We start from the raw sequence: 23928 nt of genomic DNA, 5'->3' as shown, positions 1-23928 counted from the left end.
TGTTTAGAGCTTGCCGCAGGCCAGCAACTGGCTGCGGTAAGTGTCAGAACGCGCAGCTACTTCGGAGGCAACGCGCATCAACCATGGTTTGGAGCGATAGCTGCCCCGTGCGTAGCCCGTCCGTCCCTCATGATAGGCGAGGTATTGTGCACGGGCATCGGCTTTGGAGACGCCGAGGTCTTCGTAGGTCTGGTTCATATACCAACCCATGAAATCGGTGGCGTCTTCGATCCGGTCGCGTTTCGCGCCCCAGCCACCTTCCTCGCGGCGATATTCGTCCCAGGTTGCATCCAGCGCCTGTGCATAACCATAGGCCGAACTTTGGCGGCCCATCGGAATCACGCCAAGCACGAAACGGTATGGCGTGCGTGCGTCGCCGATGAATTTGCTTTCCTGATAGAATGTGGCCATTTGCACATAGATCGGAACGCCCCATTTGCGCTCCGTTTTCTTCATGGCCCGATGGTATCTCGGGCGTTCGGATACAATGGCGCAGGCGTTATCCAGATTGCGCGGTGCGGAGTAATTTCCACCGCAGGCGGCAACCAGTAGACATAAAGCCAATGCGCGAAGACGTCTGCTCATACCGGCCTCTCGCTTGTTATTTCCGGAGATCATAGAGGATTCTGCCAGTCTGTGAAATGGCATTACTGTGAACAATTTCCCACTGTTCAGATCAGGAGGGCGAGCAGGAGGGGCAGGTAGAGAACGGAGAGCAATGTCGAGGAGACGACGAGGGCTGCGACCTCGTCTGAATTGGCACCGTATTTCTCAGCCAGCATGTAGGAGGTCACGGCAACGGGTGTTGCTATCTGCACGACGAGCACGGCCAGAGGCACAGGGGCGAGGCCGAAGAACAGGCCGGCCAGCGCGGCGATACCGGCACAAAGGATGGCTTTGCCCAGAGAGATGATGGCGGCGCGGCCAAGCCCGTGCGGATGCAGACGCGCCACCGCGACCCCCAGCGTGATCAGCATGAGCGGGATCGCGATCTGGCCCAAAAGTTCGAGCGTGTTTATGGCAAAACGGGGCAGGGTCCAGCCTTGCCACAGAAACAGCGCACCCAGTGCGGTTGCCCAGACCAGTGGCTCTTTGAAGGCCTTGCCGAGGGAGCCGCCGCCTGCCGTGACATAGACCCCGAAGGTGAAGGACCAAAGCGCCATGACCGCAAAGACCACGACGGCATAGCTCAACCCCGCTTCGCCAAAGGCAAATAGCGCAAGCGGCAGACCGAGGTTGCCCGTGTTGCCGAAAATTAACGGGGCAAGGTAGGTGCGTGCGTCGAGGCGCAGCAGTTTGATCGCGAGCCAGGCGGCAATCGTCACTCCTCCATATGCGACCACGGAGGCAATGGAGAGAGCCTTGAGCGCAGCGGGTTCGATGTCGGCATTGACGAGCGCGGTAAAAATAAGCGCGGGGACGGACAGCGTCATGGTGAGCTTGGTGACGAACTCCAACCGATACTCGTGACCGGTCTTCACCCAAGTGAACCCGACCAGCGCCAGAAGGAACACCGGGGTCACGATTTCAAGCACTGTCACGACAAGGTTCACAGACTGTTTCCCAATTCTTTGGCCTTCCCCCGTGGACAGCCGTTGTTTTTAGGGTCTACTAACCAACTATAGGGGTTGCAATGTTATGATGAAAACTCGGGCGAAATATCATCTGGGCCAGATTGTGCGCCACCGCAAACATAGTTTTCGCGGTGTGGTGTTCGATGTGGACGCAATGTTTTCCAACACGGACGAGTGGTATGCCGCCATTCCCGAAGACGTTCGTCCGGACAAGGATCAGCCGTTTTATCATCTGCTCGCGGAAAATGACCAAAGCTATTATGTCGCTTATGTTTCCGAACAGAACCTCGTGGCCGATTATTCGGGCGAACCTGTCGAACATCCCGACCTTCCGGATTTGTTCGGTCCGTTCTGTGACGGGGCCTATCCCCTGCATTTCCAGCTGAATTGACAGGTTTGCACTCGCGTGGGACGGGCTTGGGTCACGCTTCGGGCGGTGAGTTGGTTCGGACCTCCATGCTGAAACTCAACCTGTTCTGGCCGTTTTCACGGATATAGCCCACCTCATGCGCCAGTTTGCGAATGAGGCCCCAGCCAAATCCTCCCTCTGGCAAATCCGCAATCGTGCATCTCAGGTCGGCTTGTTGATCTGACGGAAGTGCGCCGTTGGGCATTTGCTGGCCTGTGTCGCAGATCACGCAATGCAGCTCGTGTTCGGAGCGAGACAGATGAAGTTCGATGATCCCTTCCGGATGTCCTGAATAGGCGTGTTTGACGACATTGTTGAGCGCTTCCGCGAGAATGATTTCGAGGTTGGAAAGCGTGTCAAAGGGCAGTCCTGAAAGTCTTTCGCTACGTTTGATCGTTTGCAGTCCTCGCCGGACGGCGGCCATTTTTGCCGGTAAAACGATCCTCAACTCATGATCTTTCGGGATGTTGCGGGCCTTTGGTGAGGTCTCGCAACTGTGGTTCCCCTCAGGATGCATTCGCGATTCCCTCGATGGCCGTCGTCACGTCCGGATGGATCGTGAAAACTGTATCCATACGGGTCAGGTGAAAGACACGCATCACCGTGGGGTGTAGCGCCGCAAGGTCCAGACTCTGCCCGTGCCGGATCGCTTTGAGGGCCGCTACAACAGCGCCAAGACCCGAACTGTCGAGAAATTCGACACGACCCATATCCAGTATAATACGCGCGGGCCCACTGTCGCTCAGCGCACGCATCGTATCCTTGAACTGAATGGCGCAAGCTGCATCAATTCGTGTTTCATCGACGCGGACAACGCGCAGCCCATCAAAGTCCTGATGTGTCAGTTGCATGTGCCATACCCTATTGCCGTAAAGTGATTTGCTTTCGGCGGGCTTTTGTTTGAAGTCCAGTCGAAGGCAAAGGCTATATTGGGCTTGATCCTAGAGACAAAACCTTACCAAAAGCTTTGCGAGACGAAGAAAGTGGAGAAAATCATGACCGACTATGCTGGCCTGTCCGCCCGACTTGATGCGCTTTGTGCGGGAGAGACGGATGAAGTGGCTTTGATGGCGACGTTGGCCTGTGAGGTACATCAGTCGGATGAACGATTCCACTGGACGGGGTTCTATCGGGTGGTCGAGAAGGATGTGTTGAAGATCGGCCCTTATCAGGGCGGGCACGGGTGCCTTGTTATTCCGTTTTCCCGAGGTGTTTGTGGTGCTTGCGCGCGCACTCGGGAGGTTCAACTCGTCCCAGATGTCGAGGCTTTCTCCGGCCATATCGCCTGTGCGTCCTCGACACGGTCCGAACTGGTGTTGCCTGTGCAAAATGCAAAGGGCGAGCTTTTGGGGGTTTTCGATATTGATAGCGATTTCCTGAACGCGTTCACGGAGGAGGATGCAGAGCATCTCGGTGCCATACTGGACCGGAGTTTTGCCAATGTCCGTCGGACATGATACGCGCCTGACATGAAAGATGATTATAATCCACCGCAAGAGCCTTTGGACATTCTCCACATGGATCATGAAATCCTCGTGGTGAACAAACCGTCCGGCTTGCTGTCGGTTCCGGGCAAGGGAGAACATCTTGCCGATTGCCTGATGGCCCGCATTCAGGCGGTGTTTCCCGAGGCCCTGCTGATCCACCGGCTGGATCGTGACACTTCCGGCGTTATGGTGTTCGCGCTGACACGACATGCGCAGCGGCACATCGGGCTGCAATTCGAAAAGCGTCAGACGAAAAAGACCTATGTGGCTTGGGTGCATGGTCATATGGCGGAAAAGACGGGCACTGTGGACCTGCCCCTGATTGTCGATTGGCCGAACCGTCCGAGGCAGATGGTGTGCCATGAAACCGGCAAGGCGGCGGTGACCGACTGGCGGGTGGTGCGGTATCGGGACGATCAGACGCGTGTGCGCTTGATGCCGAAAACCGGTCGCTCGCACCAGTTGCGGGTGCACATGTTGGCTCTTGGGCATCCGATCATGGGCGATCCGTTCTATGCGACCGGCGAGGCGCTGGCTGCCCCGCGCCTTATGCTGCACGCGGAGCAACTGCGGTTGCGTCACCCTGATGGCGGGGCGGGGATGTCCTTCACCGCGAAATGCCCGTTTTGATGATACCCGAGTAAAATTGTCGCGCATCGCTGTTGCGGGGTTTAAATTTAAAATTTAGAATGTATCTAAGTTTAAGGAAACGCATTTGCAAAGGAGATGACCATGGGTCTTCGCATCAACGACATCGTTCCGAACTTTACCGCCAAAACCGATCAAGGTGAGATCGACTTCCACGAGTGGATTGGCGACAGCTGGGCGATCCTGTTCTCCCACCCGAAAGATTTCACGCCGGTTTGCACCACCGAATTCGGTGCCGTGGCACAGCTTGCGGATGAGTGGGAGAAACGCGGCACGAAAGTGATCGGCCTGTCCGTGGACGGTGCCGATGAGCACGTTAAGTGGAAATCCGACATCGAAGGCTTTGCAGGTGCCAAAGCGGGCTTCCCGATCATTGCCGATACCGATCTGGCGGTTTCGAAAGCCTTCGACATGCTTCCGGCAGAAGCCTATCTGCCCGATGGTCGCACTGCTGCGGATTCTGCATCCGTGCGCTCCGTGTTCATCATCTCGCCGGACAAGAAAGTTCAGCTCATCATGACCTATCCGATGTCCGTGGGCCGGAACTTTGCCGAAGTTCTGCGTGCTCTGGATGGTCTGCAAAAAACTTATGGCGCACCGCTCGCAACACCGGCGAACTGGACTGTGGGCCAAGACGTGATCGCGGCTCTGTCGCTTGACGATGCGGCTGCCGAAGAAAAATTCGGTGCGGTCGACAAGAAGCTGCCATACCTGCGGTTTGTCAAAGACCCCAAGTAAGCTCTAAAGCTGCTTGAAAATCGCCCTGTTCGCGGACAATGATCTCTTTTAAGATGTTCGTGAATGGGGTTTTTTTATGCTATCTTTCTTACGACGCACCAGATCCATCTCGCGCATCGCGATTGATCCGCTGGCACCTTCTCCTGATCGGGAAGGTTTGGCGATTGTTCTCATCGTGAAAAATGAGGAAACTCATATCGGGGAATGGGCGCGGTTCCATCTCAAGGCTGGCGTGCGACATTTCTATGTGTATGACAACGGCTCCACCGATGGCACTCTGGTGCAGATCGTGGCGGCTGCGGGCGTTCAGAATGTCACCGTGATCCCGTGGAACCAGAAGCTCCGCGACGGGGACAGTGGCGCGGAAATCCACAATCAGGTTCTGGCCTATGCCCATGCCGTGCAAAATTTCGGTGATCAGTTCCGCTGGATGGCCTTCATTGATGCTGACGAGTTTCTGGTCCCGAAATCCGGCGAGACTTTGATCGATTGTCTGGCTCATCTGGACAACGAGGTGAATATTTCACTGCCGTGGCACATGTTCGGGCGCAACGGCTTCGAGGAACCGCCGGAAGGCGGCATCATCGCCAACTACACCCGCCGCCATCCGGACCCGATGAGCCCGCTCAAAGGCATGTGTAATTTCAAGATGATCGTCGACCCGTGTCATGTCACGGCGCTCAAGGTGCATTCGATTGAAACGGATGGCTCAACGGCGAGCGTGAATGACAGGGGGGAGAAAGCCTCTGCCCCGGACCGGAAAAAACCGGAATTCTATTCCGCCGACCATATTCAGCTCAATCACTATTACACTCGCTCGAACAGCGAACTTCAGGCCAAGATCAAACGCGGCTCGAACATGACACGCAACACCTCGTCACATCTTCGCCGCGTAATGCGCAAAGTCGAACAGACGGAGGCCGAAAGCGTTGAGGATCTGGTGGCGAAACGGTGGTTCGAAAGCCGGTAGTGGCCGGGCTGGAAACGTTAAACCCGTTTCCTTTGCTGCCATAAATACTCAACAAAAAGCCCCGCCAGAAGCGGGGCTTTCTCAATTTCGATAGAGAAGAGGATCAGTCCTCTTTTTTCTCCGGAGCAATTTCTTTGCCGGTTTCCTGATCGACCATTTTCATGCCAAGGCGCACCTTGCCACGGTCGTCGAAGCCGAGCAGTTTCACGAAGACTTCCTGGCCTTCTTTGAGGACATCCGACGGATGGTTCAGACGGCGGTTCTCGATTTGCGAGACGTGCACAAGGCCGTCGCGTTTACCGAAGAAGTTCACGAAAGCGCCGAAGTCGACGAGTTTCACGACTTTACCTTTGTAGACCACGCCTTCTTCCGGCTCTGCCACGATCGAGTGGATCATGTCGTAAGCTTTCTGGATGGCTTCACCGTTGGCGGAGGCGATTTTGATGATGCCTTCGTCGTTGATGTCCACTTTCGCACCGGAGGTTTCGACGATCTCGCGGATCACCTTGCCGCCCGAGCCGATCACTTCGCGGATTTTATCCGTCGGGATCTGCATGGTTTCGATGCGCGGGGCGTGTGCGGAGAATTCACCAGCGCCGGAGAGCGCTTTGTTCATCTCGCCAAGGATGTGCATCCGGCCTGCTTTCGCCTGAGCGAGAGCTTTCTTCATGATCTCGGGTGTGATGCCTGCGACCTTGATGTCCATTTGCAGCGATGTGATGCCGTTTTCGGTCCCTGCGACTTTAAAGTCCATGTCGCCGAGGTGGTCTTCGTCGCCAAGGATGTCGGTCAGGATCGCGAATTCGCCATCGTCTTCGAGCACGAGGCCCATTGCAACACCGGCCACAGCGGATTTGAGCGGCACACCGGCATCCATCATCGAGAGCGAGCCGCCACAGACGGAAGCCATCGAGGAAGAGCCGTTGGATTCGGTGATCTCGGAGACCACACGGATCGTGTAGGGGAAGTCGGTGGCTGCGGGCAGAACGGCCTGAAGCGCACGCCAAGCCAGCTTGCCGTGACCGATTTCACGACGGCCCGGAGAACCGACACGACCTACTTCGCCAACCGAGTAGGGCGGGAAGTTGTAGTGCAGCAGGAAGTTGGAGCGGAAGTTGCCGTGCAGCGCGTCGATCATCTGCTCGTCGTCGCCGGTGCCGAGCGTTGTGACCACGAGACCCTGCGTTTCACCACGGGTGAAAAGCGCGGAGCCGTGGGTGCGCGGCAGGAAGCCGGTTTCGCACTGGATCGGGCGAACCTCGTCCAGAGCACGGCCGTCGATGCGCTTGCCTTCTTTCACAACAGTGCTGCGAAGCACTGTGGATTCAAGTTTTTTAAGCGCGGAGCCGAGGTTCTCGTCTTCGAGTTGCTCTTCGGTGAGACCTTCTTTGATCGCTTCCTTGGCGGCGGCGACTGCGGCAACACGTTCCTGTTTGTCGAGGATCGCGTAGGCTTCTTTCATGGCGGTTTCGCCAGCGGCTTTTACCGTTTCGTAAAGCTCGGAGTAATCCGGTGCTTTGAACTCGAACGGCTCTTTCGCAGCGTCTTCGGCCAGATCGATGATCAGGTCGATGACCGGCTGGATTTGCTCGTGAGCAAAGGTCACAGCGCCGAGCATTTCGTCTTCGGAAAGCTCGTAGGCCTCGGATTCAACCATCATCACGGCGTCTTTGGTGCCTGCGACAACCAGATCGAGACGCTGGTCCGGATTGTTGCGCAGACCCTGCATGTCGTCCACGGTCGGGTTCAGGATGTATTCGCCATCCTCGTACCCAACGCGGGCACCGGCAATCGGACCCATGAAGGGCGCACCGGAAATGGTCAGCGCGGCAGATGCGGCGATCATCGCCACGATGTCCGGATCATTGACCAGATCGTGAGACAGAACAGTACACATCACCAGAACTTCGTTTTTGAAGCCGGGGACGAACAGCGGGCGGATCGGACGGTCGATCAGACGCGCAGTGAGCGTTTCTTTTTCCGTCGGACGAGCTTCACGTTTGAAGAAGCCGCCCGGGATTTTACCGGCCGCGTAGTATTTTTCTTGGTAGTGCACGGTCAGCGGAAAGAAATCCTGCCCCGGCTTTTGTTGCTTGGCAAATGTGACGTTGGCCATCACGGAGGTTTCACCAAGGGTGGCGATGACAGTGCCATCAGCCTGACGGGCAACCTTGCCCGTTTCCAGAGTGAGGGTTTCTTCGCCCCACTGGATAGATTTTTTAACTTCGTTGAACATTCAGCGTATCCTGTTTGGGAGCACTCCCGAGCCCTCTCGGGTCTCCCGTTTTGCGTGGCGGCCCCATTGCCGCCGACCCCATATCTTACTCTCACAACGCCGGGGTCTTTTGCGTTACGTCTCAGATGATGTGGCGCATACATGAAAAGTAGCGTTTTGTAAAAGACTTCGTGCAAATATGGCCCCATCTGCGCGTTTCTTGCCGGCGTGTCGAATTTTCGACATGTTCTCTTGGCATCACGCAGTTCTGGCCTGGGCCGACTTTGAAAATTTGAGCTACAGACGAGGGTGTATTCTGTGCGATTTCTTGATTTTGTGACTCCGAAATGGATGTCCATGGTTTTCGGGATGGTTTGTGTCGGTATTTTGATGACCGGACTTGCTGTGCCCGGGGCGCGGGCCGAGTCCGCGCGTGCGGCGCCAGACAGTGAAACCTCGCGGATTCTGGCGCTTGGAGATTCGATGATGGCGTGGCACGCGATCTCCAACAGTTCTATCGCGGATGCGATGTCTGAAATTCTGGGTGAACCGGTCGACAATCGGGCCATCGGTGGCGCACGGATCATCTACGGCTTGCCAGTGACGGGCGCGATCGGGATGAAAATCTCGAAACAGTATCGCGGCGAAGATGCGGATTGGGTTGTCATTAACGGTGGCGGCAATGACCTCTGGTTAGGCTGTGGCTGCGGCAAGTGCGATCGCAAGATGGCGCGGATGATCGCGCCCAATGGCCAGTCTGGCGAGATTCCACGGCTTGTCTGGAGGATTCGCGAAACCGGCGCGCGCGTCATCTATCTGGGCTATCTGCGCTCTCCGGGCGTCGATTCCGTGATTGATGCCTGTCGTGAGCTTGGAGATGAATTCGAGACCAGGATCGCGCGTATGGTGCGGGCTATGGACGGAGTCTATTTCCTTGATGTGTCGAATTTGGTGCCCGATGGTGACCGGTCATTTCATGGTGTGGATATGATCCACCCGTCAAAGAAAGCATCGCGCGTGATCGGTCACAAGTTGGCGGAAGTCATCCGCATGGTGGACGAGACACGGTAAAGCCTTTCGGCAGGTATCGGAACGGTTCTACGAAAAAGGCTCCCCGGATATCCGAGGAGCCTCTTAATTTCGACGTGCGCTGTGTCGGATTAACGACGCAGGCCCAGACGCTCGATGAGGGACTGGTAACGGGCTTCGTCTTTGCCTTTGACGTAGTCCAGAAGCTTCCGGCGCTGCGCAACCATCATCAAAAGGCCACGGCGACCGTGGTTGTCTTTTTTGTGGGTTTTGAAGTGCTCGGTGAGCGTGGCAATACGCGAGGACAGAATTGCGACCTGAACTTCGGGGGAACCTGTGTCACCTTCTTTGGTGGCGAATTCCTTGATCAGGCGGGCTTTTTCTTCAGCAGTAATCGACATCGGGGTCTCCTTTCGAGAAGATTGAGTTATGGCACAAGCCGGGATGTCGTCCAGCAGGGCCCTTGGAGAGTATTTCCCGCAGATTCAGTGCAGGAATGCGCGCGTTTAGCCGGATTCTCTGAAAAAAGAAAGTCTTTTCATTTACTGGCCCGTTTCCACGCGCTGGGTCTCGGTCATGATTTCACCGGCCAGTTGCTTGGCCCAGTCACCGATGATGGGCACCACTTCCATTTGGTTGAGGACAAAGCCGACGATCGAGACGACAATCGAGGCACCAACGACAGAGCCAAAGCCGAACGCGAGCCCTCTGAGAAACTGAAACCACATCATGCGGAATTTGGAATTGTAGACGCGAATGAAGCGATGCCCGTTCAGCCGCGCCAATTCGTCTCTAAGCTCATTGATATCTTGTGATAAATTTACTTTGTCGTCTGCCATTCCTGACCTCTTTCAGGTATCTGATGTGTTTGGTGTAGCTGATTTTTTTCAAAATGAGAATGAGCCCTCTTTCACCGGCGGTTAGATCAAATTTTCCCTATAATTTTCTTTCGCTTTGGCGGGAGGAACCTAAATTCCGCACGAGGGTATTGTGTGAGAGGCGCGGCAAATGTTGTGGGCTTTGGCATTGCTGGGATTGGTCCCCGCTGCGTTGACGGTTGCGGATCTGGGGGAGAAGGCTGCGGATGAGCCGGACAATGAAGCGCAAAGCACGGATGGTTTAGAGGCGGGCAACAAATCCGAGGTGTCAGACGGCAGTGAGGATCTATTAACCATTGCTGACGCGTCCGAGGAGGATGAGAGCCTCGCGGCAACTGAACCCGAAATCGGCGCAGATGCGGGCGATGATTATCTTGTGACACGCGGGTCTGGGGAAACCATCTTTTCCGAATTCACGGCAGAGGAAGATCATATCACCCTCAGGCTTGAAGGTGACGGAGAGGGGGTGTTTGCCGTTAAGCCCATGCTTGATGAAAACGCGAAACCAATCGGGATAAGCCTGTCATATGTGGCGGAACAAGATGAGACTATCCTCTCATTTCTGGGCCATGACGTTCTGCCGACCGGTGATATTTCTGTCGAACGGGTTGATCCGGAAAGCGGGGATACTGTCCTTTATACGCTGAGCGAGCTGGGTGATTTTGGCCCGATTGCTCCGAACGATCCGTCGGTCGCGGATGAGGCGGGACCTGAGGGTGCGGAAGATGATGTGGTGCTGGCCCCCAATGATCCTGATCTGCCTGACGAGGCTGGTCCTGTGGGGCGCGAGGATGATGTGGTGTTAATGCCGGAGGGGGGCGAGGTTTATGCAACCGGAGCCTCGAGGGGCGAGGGCGCTGACATGCTGTATGGCAGCCCTTCGAATGATATGCTTCTGCTGGATACGCAGGATATGGCCTCTGGTGGAGCCGGAGCCGATGAGTTCTGGCTCGACATTGGGGTGGCACCGGTTGCCAATGCGGTTGTGATCACCGACTTTGCCGAAGGCGAAGATATGCTGCGCATCAGTCTTGATCCAAGTGATGACTATGTCAGGGCTGCGAATGTAGAGGTCCGTGTGACGGAGGGTGGGCACTCCAGCCAAGTGACCATAAATGGAGCCATTGTTGCCGTGTTGCGAGGGGCTCCGAATGTCACTTTGGACGATGTTGTCGTGGAAATCAGTTCGGAGACCTTTCCCAAAATTTGATTTCCTTCAGCCATGGCTTTTAATGTTTTTCGGGTGGGGTCGTTACTAACGAGTGCTGTGGTGAGACATGGTCTCCGCTTGAGCGGGACGATTGCCGCACAGTTTTTGGCTTTCTGCGACAACCAGTTTACGCAGCATCCCAGTGTCTTCTTTCGCAATGGCGTTTTGGATTTCACGCATCAGTCCGGCAATTTCTATTTCGCTTAAAATATCTTCTTCAGCTCGAAAAATCTTCGTATGTGGCGTCGTGCGCAGGTTCTTGGGGGAGATGAAGAGCTCTTCATAAAGTTTTTCTCCGGGGCGTAGTCCCGTGACCTTGATCTCGATATCACCTTTTCTCGTTTTGGGATCAAACTCCTGACGTCCTGACAGGTGAATGAGTCTGCGCGCGAGATTGATGATTTTTTGTGGTTTGCCCATGTCGAGCACAAAAACATCGCCGCCGCTGGCAAAGGCCCCAGCCAGCAAAATGAGCCGCGTCGCTTCGGTTGCTGTCATGAAATAGCGCTGCACCTCGGGATGGGTAACGGTAACCGGCCCGCCGGCTTCGATTTGGGCTTGAAACAGCGGCAGAACCGAGCCGGATGATCCAAGAACATTGCCGAAACGCACAATGGAGAAGGTCGTGTCCTGCGCCCGTGTTTGGATGTCTTGAACCAGAAGTTCCGCTATACGCTTTGTGGTTCCCATGATGCTGGTCGGGCGCACGGCCTTGTCCGTAGATACAAGGATGAAGCGTTCCACTGCCTCTTCAACGGCGACATGTGCAAGCGTTCGGGTGCCGATAATATTGTTCCGGGCGCCTTCGATCTCGTTGTGCTCTACCAAAGGCACATGTTTGTACGCCGCGGCATGGACAATAATCTCGACTTTTTCTTTTCGGATCACATGACGCAGGCGGTTTTCATTTGTGACCGAACCGAGATACGCAGAAAGACAAATGTCATGTTGATGCGCCGGCTCCCGCAAGTCCCGTTCAATCTTGTAAAGGTTGTATTCTCCAATTTCGAAGAGAATGATTTTCGCGGGCCGACACTTGAGCAACTGGCGGCAAAGCTCGGCCCCGATTGAACCGCCGGCTCCGGTGACCATGACCACACGTCCGGCATAGGTTTGCACCACTTCCGGAGCGTCAAGGTTGACCTTGTCGCGATTGAGAATCTCGTGAGGCTCTACCGTGCGGAGCTTGGAAGACCCGCGCTCAACCAGTATGTCGGCAAAAGAGGAAAGGGCCTGTACATCCAGATCGGCATATTCACATTGCTTTATAATGCTGTCGCGTCGCTGTGGTGCGCTGTCCGGTAGCGCAATCATCATTTTCGAGATGGAATTGTGATATATGTGCGCCATGAAATTCTTGGACGGGAATACCGGGATCCCGCCTATTTCCATGCCGTGCAGGGCGGGGTTGTCGTCAAAAAAGGCGACAACTCTGGTATTTGAGGACTGGTTGAGTGCGGCGGCAAGCTGAATACCGGTTGCTCCGGCCCCGAAAATCGCGACTTTTTTCCGCCGCTGCATGTGTTCGCGCAGATGGCTCAAAAGTGCCACGGCGATAGCCCGCGAAGAGACCATGCCTGCGAGGGAAATTGTGCCGAATATAAATGTTGTTGCAACCGGTCGTTCCGCCGCGAGAAGGGCGAGGAGCGTGAGGTGGGCCGCGGCGGTCATAAAGTTGGCCCGCGCGATATTCAGGACATCATTTGCGTTGAAAGTAACCAGCTTGATGCGATGCAATCGAAAACCGAAAATCAGGCCTGCGCCGAGCAACAGTGTGCCTGAACAAGCCCAAAGGTTGCCTCTTGGCCAGCTTCCCAAGTCGATGCCATGTAGGAAGAGATTGCTCAGGGACAAGGCCATCACGAGAACCGCAATATCTGTCACCAGTAGGATCGCCCGCACGACGTTTCTCGGCAAGGAGGTCAAGCCGGCGATGAGCATTTTCCTATACAAGTTACGCGCGCCTCAAAGGTTTCAAGTCATTGTGTTTTTCTTCGGCGCAGGAGTTCCGCCGACCGTGGAAGCACTTTAGGAAAATTCCATTTACAAATGGTTAATGACGCGACCGGAGTCGGCTATTTCCCACGTTTTTGCAGGACGTTTGCGAGCGTTTTGATGAGAATAAGCAAGTCGAAACAGATGTTTTGGTGTCTCTGATAGATCATGTCGAGCCGCGCTTTTCTTGGGATGCATCGCCGTCTGTAGACCCGGTCGGTTTCTTCCGCCGTTTGGCAAGTAGCGAGAAGGCGGGCCTCATGTTCGTGAAAATGCAATGAGGCGAGGCCCGTGACGCCGGGGCGATTGCGCAGCACGCGGGTGTAGGTTTGCGGAAACTCCTCAACATAGAGGCGAAGGGGCGGGCGCGGGCCGACAAAGGACATGTCGCCTTTGAGAATGTTCCAAAGCTGTGGCAATTCATCCAGCCGCGTGCGGCGCAGCATGGCGCCAGTGGTCGAAATCCGGTCGCTTTTGTCGCCGCCGGATACACCCTGATCGTTTGCGTTTTCCGTCATGGTGCGGAACTTGATCAATCGAAAGGCCCGATCCGGCGTTTGCATGCGTTCTGAAAGATAGAACACAGGGCGTCCGTCTCGCACCAGTATGACGAATGCAAGCAAAGCTATGACAGGCAAAAGCAATATGCCGAGCGTTATGGCAAACAGGATGTCAAAAAGCCGCTTTCCAAAAGTCATGTTTGCTCCAGACAGCTCGCCCATTCCGCAACGATACTTCGGGCAGTGCTTTCAAGATCAACTCCGGTGCACAGCGCGGCCAAAGTCGAGCAGTCGAGGGTGATGTTCTGATGGGCAAGGTCGCTTTTAGGTCGCTTGCGCCAAGATATTTGCGCGGCATCGAGTAGAGCATTCATTTCGACAGGCCTTGTGGACGAGAGATTCAGGCGTGCGGGTAGGGGGTGTGTCGAGAGGGATAAAGCTATGAGCGTTTTCAACAAAGTCTGCGGGCCGATATAGGATCGGCGTGGCCCCGCCCCATCGGGGAAGATGTCGAGATCAAGCGGTGGGTCATCTTCGGTGCGCGCGGAGGCATTGCCCAACAACATATCCGCACCGGCGACATTGCCGATACGCAGGGCGCATAGTTCGATCCCTTCGGCACTCGCGCGCCGCGCAGCCAAGTCTTCCATCTCGGCTTTGGCCATACCGTAAGCATTGATCGGCGCGAGAGCATCTTCTTCGCGGAACGCGCGGTCTTTCCCCGCGCCGTAGACCGCAGAGGACGACGCAACGAGCACACGCGGCACGCCTGCCAGTGCTGCGGCGGTGATGGCCTGATCCACCAAGGAGATATGCGCCTGCATCGCCTTGGCATCATCTTTGCCTGCCGGTTGTGAAGGGCCGGTAAAGACGAGAATTGCTGCGAATGGCGTTTTGCTTTGTGCGGTGATGAGAGGCCGAGGATCGGAAAAGTCCGACCAGAGAAAGCCCTTTGTGCCAAGGGGCAGATGATCGCGAAACTGCCAGACGATTTGCGCGTTGGCATCACCATCAATGCGCTCCGCCTTGCGCAACAAGCGGCCAATGCGGCCGGATGCACCGAGAAAGGCGATGTGAGGGCGAGGCATGAGGGCGCTCCGTGTGATGGGAGGCCCTATGCTAAGGGAAATAGGTTAACAAATCCTGAACTCTGAGCTTCCGCAGGCCAATACGAAAGAACAAAGCCTGCGAGAGAGTTTAATAGTCAAACCGCATCGGCAGTTGGAAACGGAAAACCGGATCCTTCAACTCCGCAGGAGCCGCCGGAAAACGGGCGCTGCGTACGGCTGCTACGGCGGCATTGTCCAGCGCGGAAATCCCTGAACTTCTTGACACGCTGACCCCTTGCAATGCGCCACTGTTGGCCACGGTGATCAGCAGGGTCACAGTGCCCTCACCCGCCCCACGCGGTGCGCGTTTGCGACGTTCGATACGGGAGCGGATGACGGATTGCCATTTGCTCAATGCCGATTGGCGGGCGGCTTTGGTTAAACCTGCGGCTTGCGAGGCGCGGGCCTGACCCGCTTGTGCGCCACCACCGCTCCCTGCAGCACGGGTGGCCTGACTGCTATGGTCGCTGCCTGCACGCGCCTGCTGCGTCTTGGGGGCCGGCTGGGCCTTGGGCTGTTCGACCTTTTGGGGAGGCGCGGGCGGTTTGGGAGGCGGCGGTGTCGTCGGAGGCTTCGGAGCCTCGAAAGTCTCCGCTGTTTCGGGCGGTTGCACGGGGAGAGGCAAAGGCTTCGCAGTCGGCGCGAGGTCGATTTCAGGCTGCACCAAAAGCGGTTCTGCCGGTGCGGTCGGCGTCGGAGGCTGGGGCGTGTCCAGCGCGTCAAGCGGTTGCTCCACGGGAGTTTCCCACTTCTCAACCATAGCGGCCAATGCCAGATCGGAGGCCTGAAGCGTCAAATGTACATCCCCGCCCGCGCCGGATGCTTCGGCCCCTTCGGACATGTCCAGCATACTGATAGCAGCGGCTGCAAAATGAACAAAGACAGCCAGAGACAAAAAGAGGGCGGCCGTGAGAATGCGCTTCATGGGGCGCCCCCGTTTTGACTGGTGACCAGTTCTACTTGGGAAAATCCCATCGCGGTTAGTTTTGGCAGGAGTGCCGCGACTTCGGAGGCGGGCACGTTCCGGTCTGCGTGGAGGGCTATGGACGGGCCTTCAAGCCCTTCGCAACCGCCATCGGCACAGGACCTCACCCGTTCGACTTCCAGAGCGCGCAATGCTTCGTCGGTGCCTTTGGCATCCTGAAAGGCCAATGTGCCATCGCTTCCGAGGAAAAGCTGAAAGGGCGCGGCCACCTCCGTCTCGCTTCCTGCGTCGGGCAATTCGACGTCAATCGGTTCCGGAGGCGCGATCTGGGCCGTCATCAGAAAGAAGATCAGCAACAGAAAGACCACGTTGATCATGGGAACAACGCTCTCGGTGGGTGTCTTGCGGGGCGCGTCGGAGAAATCCATGTTGTTCACTCCACCAGAACGAGATTGCTGTAGCCCGCGGTGCCGAGCCATTCCATCGTCTCGATCACTTGCTGGAGCGGCACGTTTTCTTCGGCGCGCAGAATGATCATGTCTTCGGGCGTTTCGGTCAAATCGGGCAGAGCGGCGATGATCTCCGCTTCGGTGCGCGGGGTCCCGTTGAGTTGCAGGTCATCCTCACCGATACGGATCAGCCGTGCGGGGCCGGTGTAGCTGCTCGACGCTCCGCCGCCCAAGGTCAGCGGGAGCTGCGCGGGGCTGCCGAATTGTGAGGCCAGCATGAAAAAGACCAGGAGCAGAAACACCACGTCGATCATCGGGGTGAGCGACATGCGGTGTTTGCGCCGGGGTGCGCCGAAATCCATCGGTTACTCCGCCGCTTGTGCGATGCTCAACGCGGTATGGTCTTTGTCACGGCTGCGCAGGAACACACGGGTGGCCATGTCTTCCAACTCGTGACGCAAACGGTCGGCCACTGCTTCAAACCCTGTGAAGGCGATAGAGGCGGGTATCGCCACGGCCATACCGGCGGCTGTGGTCAGAAGGGCTTCCCAAATCCCACCGGCAAGCATGGCAGGGTCGGCTTTGGCGCCGGCTTCCTGAAGGGTCTGGAAGGCGGTGATCATGCCGAGCACGGTGCCCAACAGACCCAAAAGCGGGGCAATCGTCGCGATCAGTTCAAGCGAGCGCAGCCCTTTGCGTGTGCGCTCCAGATCTTTCTTGGCGATGCGGGTGGTTTCGGCCTGTGCAGCCTCGTCGTCGAACATGGGATTCTCATGGGCGGCATAGGCTGAGCGCAGAAAGCGCGAGCGCAAACCGCGTCGGTTTGCAATCAATGCGCGGGCGCCTTTGGTATCGCCTGTCGCCCAAAGTGCGAGGGATTTTTCCCCGCAAGCACCGCTACGCCACGCGCCGAGATAGGCCAAGTCCCAGATTTTCCAGAAAATGAGCGCCACAGTGATAACGGACAGTGCCGCAATGGCCCAGATCGACGGCCCGCCTTTCAGCAGGAAGTCGAAAAGGGAGGTGAAAACGTCCGCATAATCCATGAACCAGGTCCTGTGTCTTTTGAATCAGCTTGCAGCCCTACTGCTGGCCTTTTGCACGGGATAGATTATCCTAGTTTTTTAGTCAAGAACTGCGCATCACTCGCGGCTCAGTGCCACTACCGGATCAAGACGTGCGGCATTGCGTGCGGGCAGGTAGCCGAATGTGATCCCGATGAGGGTTGAAGACAGGAAGGCGACGACAATCGCTGTTGTCGAAAAGCTCAGCCGGACAGAGCTGGCAAACTCTTCGATGAGATAGCCGCCAGCCAGCGCGCCGAGGATGCCCAATACGCCGCCGACGAGACAGACCATCACCGCTTCGATGAGGAACTGGCTGACAATATCTGAGCGTCGCGCCCCGATGGCGATGCGCACTCCGATCTCTTTTGTGCGTTCGGTGACAGAGACCAGCATGATATTCATCACGCCAATGCCGCCCACGACAAGCGAAATCACCGCAATCATCGCCACCAGATAGGTCAGCGTTTCTGTGGTCGAGGTGATGGTTTCGCGGATCGTATCGGTATTGGAGAGGAAGAAATCCGTGGTGCCGTGGCGCGAGGTCAACAGTGAGGAGATTTCAGCCTCGGCCTGTGTCATGTCGTAATCGTCCGTCACGCGCACGTCGATGCTGTCGAGATTTCCCTGACCTGATATCCGCGCCATAGAGGTGGTGTAGGGCACCCAGACGTTGAGCGAAGAAGGCCCGAAACTGGCGCCGGTCGTGCGTACGACGCCGATGACACGCACAGGAACATGGCCAATAAGAATGACCTCACCCAAAGGATCTACCCCGTCATCGAAGAATGTATCCTGTGTGTCTTCGTCAATGACGGCAACTTGTGCATAGGTGTCCACATCCTCTTCGGTGAAGGCTGCGCCGGTGACGGTTTCATAGGCATGCACCTGAAAATAGTCGCCGGTGACACCGTTGATCGAGGCGGAGGCCTCCGTGTTGCGGTAGCGCACGGTGGAGGATGAGGAGACGGCGGGCGATACGCTATCGGCCAGATCCAGTAGCGTGAGCGCATCAGCATCCGAGGGCACGAGCGTTTCGATCCGGCTCTGGTCGCGTGCGCCAAAACCGGAACCGGCCCGCACGGTGATGGTGTTGGTGCCCAGAGAACTGATGTTCTCCAGAACTTTCTCCTGAGAGCCGTTGCCGAGCGCGACCACAAGGACCACAGAGGCGATCCCGATAATGATCCCCAGCATGGTCAGGAAAGACCGTGTGCGATGGGCCAGCATGGCCTTAAGCGAGATGTTGAATGCTTCGATGAGGCGGCGCACTCCGGCCCCAACACTCGCAGGTTTCGCGTTTGGGCGTGCCCACTGGGCCTTGGTCGGTTGGCTTGTTTCTTTGCGCTTGTCCGACACGATCCGCCCGTCGCTGATTTCGACAATCCTATGTGCGTGTTCGGCCACGTTCGGGTCATGGGTCACCATGACAATCGTGTGTCCCTTGGCATTCAGGTCCAGCAGAAGCTGGATCAAGTCTTCCCCGCTTTTGGTGTCGAGAGCGCCGGTTGGCTCATCGGCGAGGATCACTTCGCCGCCATTCATCAAGGCGCGGGCAACGGAGACCCGCTGCTGCTGTCCGCCCGACAATTCGGAGGGGCGGTGGTCTAGGCGTGTGTCCAGCCCCAGTTGCTCCAAAAGCGCACGGGCATGGTCGCGCCGCGTGTTGCGGCTGGCTCCGGCGTAGATGGCGGGAACTTCGACATTTCCCACCGCATCCAGATCGGGCAAAAGTTGATAGCGTTGGAAGATAAAGCCGAAATGTTCGCGCCGGAGTTGCGCTAGCTCATCGGGTTGCAGGTCGCGCACGTCCTTGGCATCGAAGCGGTAGGTTCCTTCACTGGCGCGATCCAGACAGCCGAGAATGTTCATCAGCGTGGATTTGCCGGACCCCGAGGTGCCTATGATTGCGACCATCTCGCCGGGATATATGTCGATGTCGACATCGCGCAGAACGGTGATGGTTTCATCACCCGCCTGAAACGAACGGCTGATACCGCGTGCGGAAATAAGTGGTTCGGTCATTTTAGAACATCCCTCGCGGAGCGCGCATCCGTTCGCTGCTGGAGGTTGGTGCGGAGGTGACTGTCCCGCCTGTGACCACAACATCGCCTTCTTCCAAGCCGGATTTGATCTCGGCTGTTACCTTGTTATTCAGGCCGACCTCAACGGGCTGTGGATGGACTTCGCCGGTCTCTGCATCATAAATTTCGACCATATAGCGACCGCCACGCCCGCTGGTGAGTGCCGAAGAGGGAACTGTCAGCACATCCACAGCTTCATCCAGAACGATGGAGACCTCTGTGGTCATGCCGATGCGCAGCTTGTGGTCCGGATTGTCGACTTCGAGCCGACCATTGTAATAGATGGCCTCATCGGTATCGATGGTGTCGCTGTCCTCGATTTCTGAGGGTGCGGGTTCCACATCACGCACGATGGCCTCGAACGGGGCATCCGGTTCACCAAGGATGGTAAAGCTCACCTTTTGCCCGGGGGCGACATGCACCACGTCAGCCTCGGAAATTTCGGCTTTCACGATCATTTTGTCGAGATTTGCCAGTTTGACAATGGTCGGTGTGTCGGTGCTGGCGTTTACAGTCTGGCCCTCATCCACGACGACCGCCACAACAGTGCCCGCCATTGGGGCTGTAATCTGTGTCCGGTTCAAAGCAATCTGTGCGGTGGAGACGGTGACATCGGCACTGGATTTTTGGGCATTCAGCGCGTCGAGCTCGGCCTGATACACTTCAAGCGTGGCTTCGGCCGCTTCGACGTCTTCCTGAGAAGCGTAATTCTGGGCGTGCAGACTGTTTTCCCGCGCCAGCGTTAGTTCCGCCTGTTTGATATTGGCCTTCTTCGCTGCGATCTGTGCTTCGATATTGGCGAGGTCGGCTTGGGCCTGCAAAAGATCGTTCTGTTGATCTTCGTCGTCAATCTGCGCAATCAGATCGCCCGCTGCCACTTCGTCCCCCAATGAGACGACAAGCTGTTCAATCTGACCGGAGGTGCGCGCGCCGACGCTGACCAGCTGGCTGGCTTCGATCACACCAGAGGCCAGCACGGTTTCCTGCACCGTGCCGCGTGTGACCGTTGCGGTTTGGGGCACGACAGCATCCCCCTCCCCGTGATATTGCGTCCAGCCGAAATATCCGGCCAGAAGAACAAGAGCGACAATCACCAAGCGAAACAGCGTTTTCATACGAGACCTTTCAGGGGCCCACAGGGCCATCAAGACGGAATTTATACCTGTGATACGAACGCAGGCCGGGTTTCCGTCGCGAGGCGGGGGCCGGAAGAACAGGCTTTCCTGCAGACGGTGCTTGTCTCGGGGCTAACGGCTGCGTGCGTGCGCCGCTTTGGTCTGGATCAAGGTGCCGGTGTCTTTGTCAGGCAATGCCCTTTGGTCAGGACGGGGTCTCGTCATGGGGGATGACGTCCACGGCCTGTTGCGTCCGGTGCCCACCCGCAGAACGGACCGCGCCTTTCACGGGGGCCACATCGCCATAATCGCGGCCATAGCCGATGGTGATGTAATCCGTTCCGGCAAACTGGTCATTCGTCGGGTCGAATTCGATCCAGCCATGTTCTTTTCCGACCCAGGCGCGCACCCAAGCATGCATCGCATCCGCACCCTCAAGCTGCGGTTGCCCCGGTGGCGGAAAGGTGCGTAGGAAGCCCGACACATAGCCCGCCGGAATCCCGACCCCGCGCAGTGCGGCGATCATCACATGGGCGAAGTCCTGACATACGCCGTGGCGGTTCTCGAAAGCGTCTTCGGGGGAGGTGTCGACATCGGTCGCTTCGGGGTCGAACCGCATGTCGCGGTGCAGCGCCTGTCCCACCGCTTCGACTGCTTTCAGGGCCGTCATGTCGGGTGTCAGACATTCCCGACCATAGGCGGTGATCTGCGGCAAAATCGGCACGCGCGGAGAGCTGGCGAGGAAATGATGCGGGGCGGATGCAGCAAGGGATTTCTGTGCGATCACTTCACGGTAGAGATCTTTCAGTGGGGCCGAGAGGTCCAACCGTGATGCCGGTTCAAACCGTTCGATCTGTGCCGTCAACTGAAGGCTCAGCGCGTCAATCGGGTGATGCCATGCGACCATGCTGACTTCGTTGCCGAAAAAATCTGTCCCGTCACGGCGTTCGTCCGGGAGGGGGCTGACGGTCAAAAGCCTTTGGCGCACTTTCTGCACGCCGGTTATGTCAGAAGGCAGCAGGCGCAGAATGTTCCGCGTCCGGTCGGAGGCGGCGTCATAGCTGTAATCAATGGTCAGGCTCAGGTCATACAGCATGGCTCACCTCAGATATATTGACGAGAGCAAATCGGACACTTCCGCCAGTTCGGCGCGTATGCCCTGCAAATCCTCGGAGGTGATCTCGTCCGGATGCGCACAGGCCAGACGGGCTTCCAGCGGCAGGATTGTGCGCAAAAGTTCGGACGGGCGACCGTTCAGGCTGGCGCGGGGCAGGGCCTGCGCATGGGTGCGCATGGCGCGGATCAGGAACAGGATGGCCCGCGGGTTGTCTGCATCAAGCGTCATGAGGTCGATCACCGCGTTGCGACTGGTTTCGATCCGATAACGCCTCTGGTGGGTAATTACAGAGTCGCCGACTTCCACCGCCAGATCGAGCGAGCCTTCCGGCGCCTGTCCGTCCGCGAATTGCGCCAGAAGAGCGGCCATCGCGTCGGCGCGTTCCAAGGCACGGCCAAAGCTCAGGAACCGCCAGCCTGCGGAGCGATACATATTCTCATGCACAAGCCCCGTGATCCCCGCGATTTTGCGGATCAGAACCGACATGGCGCGGGCACAATCGTCGCCGGGTTGAACGGTTGCGGTCATACGCGATGCGGTCTTCAAAAGATCGTTGAGCGCGGCCAGCCCGTCGGAAGAGAAACGGTCCCGCACCTTGGTCGCACAGGACCGCGCGGAAATCACGCGGGCAATCAGCGCCTCGGGCAGGGTCTGGTCCAGATCGACCCCGTATCCCGCGAGATATAGATGCAGTGATTTGAGCCGTGGATCGTTGCGGTTGTCTGTTGCCGCCAAGCGCAGATGATAGGCCCGCACCAGACGCGCGGCATCCTCGAAACGTTCCAGATAGCGGCCTAGCCAGAAAAGGTTGTCCGCAGCCCGTGCTGGCAACCACCCCGGACTGGAGCGTAGAAAGGTTCCTTCATCCGGCAGTTGTGGTCCGGTTTTGGGCAAGGGACGGTCCGAGACGACCCAAACATCGGCCACCGATCCGCCGCGCTGCATCGCCAGTGCGGTCGCATCGCCGGAGCGTCCGATGCGGGCATAGCCGCCCTTCATGAACTGCCAGCCGCTAGCTGTGCGGGCTGCAAACACCCGAACCGTCATCGGGCGCGGCACCACAGCACCGCCTTTGACGCTCTCGTCCCAGCTTGGCGTGGTGGACAGGGTCACGGCCTCTTGCCCGACGAGATTGTCGCCTTCGCGGTCGAGCCATTCGGCAATCGACCCTTTGGGCGCACCGCGAAACTCTCCGCCAAGCGCGGTGGTCGCGTCCAGATCGAAGGGCAGGTCCACCGCATCGGCAGGGCTGATCAGCATGTTCTGGGCATTGTCGCGCACATAGGCGCGTTCGGCGGCGCCTCCGCACCACCATGTTGCGATATTGGGCAGGTCAAGCGGCGCACCAGTCAGCACCTTGCTGATCCGTGGCAGAAACGCCATCATCGCCCGCATTTCCAGCACACCGGAACCCAAGGCATTGGCCATGGCCAGATGCCCCGTGCGCACGGCTTCCATCAGGCCGGGAGTGCCGATCTGTGAGCGGGCGTCAAATTCCAGCGGATCGGCAAAGCTCGCGTCAATCCGCCGCCATAGCAGGCCAAGTGGTTGCAGCCCTTCAATGGTGCGCACCATCGCTTCGCCATTCTCGACGACAATATCCTCGCCTTCGAGCAACATCATCCCGAGGTAACGCGCGATATAGGTGTGTTCGTAATAGGTGTCGTTCGACGGGCCGGGCGTCATGATCCCCGTCACGCGGGGACGTTTGGAGGAGGCGGAGGCCAGATCCTCCATCGCGTCACGAAAGGCCCCGAAGAAACCGGCGAGCTTGTGGATATGCGCGCGCGGGAAACGCTCCGGAAAAATCCGCCCTGTTGCCATGCGGTTTTCAAGCGCAAATCCCGCGCCGGAGGGGGCTTGTGTCCGGTCGCCCAGAACAAACCACGAGCCATCGGGAGAGCGCCCGATTTCAAAGGCCAGAAAATGCAGATAATGGCCGCCAACGGGTTTGACCCCCACCATCGGGCGCAGCCATTGCGGCGAGCGTGCGATGAGATCGGCGGGCAGATGTCCTTCGGTCACCAGACGTGCCGGACCGTAGAGGTCGGCCATGACCTGTTCCAGAAGGTCAGCACGTTGCGCCAGTCCTGCGCAGATGTGATCCCATTCCTGCTCGTGCAGGATCACGGGAATATGGCTCAAGGGCCACGCGCGTTCGGTGAGCGGATCGTTGGAATACTGCCGGTAGAACACCCCCGCATCGCGGAGGTATTGGTCACCGCGCTCGAAACGGGTGTGGATTTCCTCTGGCGAGAGCCGTGTGAAACGATCCACAAAACGTCGCCAGACAGGCCGCATCCGGCCTGTGGCGTCGAAAAGCTCGTCGGCCACATCCGGAGTTTGCTTGTATGCGGCAAAAAGATCCGGTGTGGCGGAGCCCGAGGGAAGGCGCTGCGACATTGTTTGTGT

General features: G+C 57.5%; 25 protein-coding genes. 7 read left to right on the top strand and 18 right to left on the bottom strand.

Going from position 1 to position 23928, the window contains the following annotated elements:
* Window positions 1-3: 3 nt before the first annotated feature.
* Complete coding sequence (locus BM152_RS09360) at window positions 4-585, bottom strand: transglycosylase SLT domain-containing protein (RefSeq protein ID WP_066604706.1); 582 nt, start codon at window positions 583-585, stop codon at window positions 4-6.
* 86 nt (window positions 586-671) lie between these two features.
* Complete coding sequence (locus BM152_RS09355; RefSeq protein ID WP_066604281.1) at window positions 672-1553, bottom strand: AEC family transporter; 882 nt, start codon at window positions 1551-1553, stop codon at window positions 672-674.
* 85 nt (window positions 1554-1638) lie between these two features.
* Between BM152_RS09355 and hspQ the strand changes: the two genes are divergently transcribed.
* A complete protein-coding gene (gene hspQ / locus BM152_RS09350; RefSeq protein WP_066604283.1) occupies window positions 1639-1965 on the top strand; it encodes a heat shock protein HspQ in 327 nt (108 codons plus the stop codon).
* 31 nt (window positions 1966-1996) lie between these two features.
* Here the strand turns inward: hspQ and BM152_RS09345 are convergent, their stop codons facing one another.
* On the bottom strand, window positions 1997-2500 hold the full coding sequence (locus BM152_RS09345; protein ID WP_066604286.1) for an ATP-binding protein: 504 nt from the start codon (window positions 2498-2500) through the stop codon (window positions 1997-1999).
* On the bottom strand, window positions 2490-2834 hold the full coding sequence (locus tag BM152_RS09340; protein WP_066604288.1) for an STAS domain-containing protein: 345 nt from the start codon (window positions 2832-2834) through the stop codon (window positions 2490-2492). Before BM152_RS09340 ends, BM152_RS09345 begins: the two co-directional genes overlap by 11 nt.
* Before the next feature lie 144 nt (window positions 2835-2978).
* Between BM152_RS09340 and BM152_RS09335 the strand changes: the two genes are divergently transcribed.
* From BM152_RS09335 to BM152_RS09320, 4 genes are all read left to right on the top strand, one after another.
* Window positions 2979-3440 carry a GAF domain-containing protein gene (locus tag BM152_RS09335; protein WP_066604712.1) on the top strand — a complete coding sequence of 154 codons (462 nt, stop codon included), beginning with the start codon at window positions 2979-2981 and terminating at the stop codon, window positions 3438-3440.
* Window positions 3441-3452: 12 nt separating this feature from the next.
* Window positions 3453-4100, top strand: coding sequence for an RluA family pseudouridine synthase (locus tag BM152_RS09330; RefSeq protein ID WP_066604294.1), 648 nt, complete (start codon window positions 3453-3455; stop codon window positions 4098-4100).
* Between the two features lie 102 nt (window positions 4101-4202).
* Entirely contained in the window at window positions 4203-4856 is a 654-nt protein-coding gene (locus BM152_RS09325) for a peroxiredoxin (RefSeq protein ID WP_066604299.1), read from the top strand.
* Window positions 4857-4932: 76 nt separating this feature from the next.
* Window positions 4933-5826, top strand: coding sequence for a glycosyltransferase family 92 protein (locus tag BM152_RS09320; RefSeq protein ID WP_066604302.1), 894 nt, complete (start codon window positions 4933-4935; stop codon window positions 5824-5826).
* A 103-nt stretch (window positions 5827-5929) separates the two neighbouring features.
* On the opposite strand, the gene pnp is transcribed toward BM152_RS09320, so the two are convergent.
* Window positions 5930-8062, bottom strand: a complete 2133-nt coding sequence (pnp, locus tag BM152_RS09315; protein ID WP_066604305.1) for a polyribonucleotide nucleotidyltransferase — start codon at window positions 8060-8062, stop codon at window positions 5930-5932.
* 297 nt (window positions 8063-8359) lie between these two features.
* Between pnp and BM152_RS09310 the strand changes: the two genes are divergently transcribed.
* The gene (locus BM152_RS09310) at window positions 8360-9112 is read left to right on the top strand and encodes an SGNH/GDSL hydrolase family protein (protein ID WP_231730530.1); all 753 of its coding nucleotides are present in this window, start codon (window positions 8360-8362) and stop codon (window positions 9110-9112) included.
* A gap of 89 nt (window positions 9113-9201) precedes the next feature.
* Here BM152_RS09310 and rpsO read toward each other — a convergent pair whose 3' ends face one another.
* Together rpsO and BM152_RS09300 are read right to left on the bottom strand one after the other, a co-directional pair.
* Window positions 9202-9471, bottom strand: coding sequence for a 30S ribosomal protein S15 (gene rpsO, locus BM152_RS09305; RefSeq protein ID WP_066604314.1), 270 nt, complete (start codon window positions 9469-9471; stop codon window positions 9202-9204).
* Between the two features lie 141 nt (window positions 9472-9612).
* Window positions 9613-9909, bottom strand: a complete 297-nt coding sequence (locus tag BM152_RS09300) for a DUF5665 domain-containing protein (RefSeq protein ID WP_066604315.1) — start codon at window positions 9907-9909, stop codon at window positions 9613-9615.
* Between the two features lie 169 nt (window positions 9910-10078).
* On the opposite strand from BM152_RS09300, the gene BM152_RS09295 reads away from it, so the two are divergent.
* Window positions 10079-11158 (top strand): hypothetical protein, encoded by a 1080-nt coding sequence (locus BM152_RS09295; RefSeq protein WP_066604317.1) that lies wholly within the window; start codon window positions 10079-10081, stop codon window positions 11156-11158.
* Window positions 11159-11203: 45 nt separating this feature from the next.
* Here the strand turns inward: BM152_RS09295 and BM152_RS09290 are convergent, their stop codons facing one another.
* The 11 genes from BM152_RS09290 to BM152_RS09240 all read right to left on the bottom strand — a co-directional run bounded on the left by BM152_RS09290 (window position 11204) and on the right by BM152_RS09240 (window position 23919).
* Window positions 11204-13042, bottom strand: a complete 1839-nt coding sequence (locus BM152_RS09290; RefSeq protein ID WP_231730531.1) for a polysaccharide biosynthesis protein — start codon at window positions 13040-13042, stop codon at window positions 11204-11206.
* Between the two features lie 191 nt (window positions 13043-13233).
* The gene (locus BM152_RS09285) at window positions 13234-13851 is read right to left on the bottom strand and encodes a sugar transferase (protein ID WP_066604322.1); all 618 of its coding nucleotides are present in this window, start codon (window positions 13849-13851) and stop codon (window positions 13234-13236) included.
* On the bottom strand, window positions 13848-14741 hold the full coding sequence (locus BM152_RS09280) for an NAD-dependent epimerase/dehydratase family protein (RefSeq protein ID WP_066604324.1): 894 nt from the start codon (window positions 14739-14741) through the stop codon (window positions 13848-13850). Before BM152_RS09280 ends, BM152_RS09285 begins: the two co-directional genes overlap by 4 nt.
* A gap of 109 nt (window positions 14742-14850) precedes the next feature.
* The gene (locus tag BM152_RS09275) at window positions 14851-15687 is read right to left on the bottom strand and encodes a TonB family protein (protein WP_066604326.1); all 837 of its coding nucleotides are present in this window, start codon (window positions 15685-15687) and stop codon (window positions 14851-14853) included.
* Complete coding sequence (locus BM152_RS09270; RefSeq protein WP_066604333.1) at window positions 15684-16115, bottom strand: ExbD/TolR family protein; 432 nt, start codon at window positions 16113-16115, stop codon at window positions 15684-15686. The genes BM152_RS09275 and BM152_RS09270 overlap by 4 nt, the downstream gene beginning before the upstream one ends.
* A 5-nt stretch (window positions 16116-16120) precedes the next feature.
* On the bottom strand, window positions 16121-16498 hold the full coding sequence (locus BM152_RS09265; protein WP_066604335.1) for an ExbD/TolR family protein: 378 nt from the start codon (window positions 16496-16498) through the stop codon (window positions 16121-16123).
* 3 nt (window positions 16499-16501) lie between these two features.
* Window positions 16502-17182: a MotA/TolQ/ExbB proton channel family protein gene (locus tag BM152_RS09260; protein WP_066604337.1), complete on the bottom strand. Its 681-nt coding sequence runs from the start codon at window positions 17180-17182 to the stop codon at window positions 16502-16504.
* Window positions 17183-17278: 96 nt separating this feature from the next.
* The gene (locus BM152_RS09255) at window positions 17279-19225 is read right to left on the bottom strand and encodes a MacB family efflux pump subunit (protein ID WP_066604339.1); all 1947 of its coding nucleotides are present in this window, start codon (window positions 19223-19225) and stop codon (window positions 17279-17281) included.
* 1 nt (window position 19226) lies between these two features.
* A complete protein-coding gene (locus tag BM152_RS09250) occupies window positions 19227-20399 on the bottom strand; it encodes an efflux RND transporter periplasmic adaptor subunit (protein ID WP_082715386.1) in 1173 nt (390 codons plus the stop codon).
* Window positions 20400-20604: 205 nt separating this feature from the next.
* Window positions 20605-21495, bottom strand: a complete 891-nt coding sequence (locus BM152_RS09245) for a transglutaminase family protein (protein WP_066604342.1) — start codon at window positions 21493-21495, stop codon at window positions 20605-20607.
* Window positions 21496-21498: 3 nt separating this feature from the next.
* The gene (locus BM152_RS09240; protein ID WP_066604345.1) at window positions 21499-23919 is read right to left on the bottom strand and encodes a circularly permuted type 2 ATP-grasp protein; all 2421 of its coding nucleotides are present in this window, start codon (window positions 23917-23919) and stop codon (window positions 21499-21501) included.
* Between the last annotated feature and the right edge of the window lie 9 nt (window positions 23920-23928).

The sequence above is a fragment of the Celeribacter halophilus genome, from assembly GCF_900114135.1.
GTDB lineage: Bacteria > Pseudomonadota > Alphaproteobacteria > Rhodobacterales > Rhodobacteraceae > Celeribacter > Celeribacter halophilus.
Note: the sequence above shows the minus strand (reverse complement) of the source record. Positions and strands in the feature narration are given on the sequence as shown.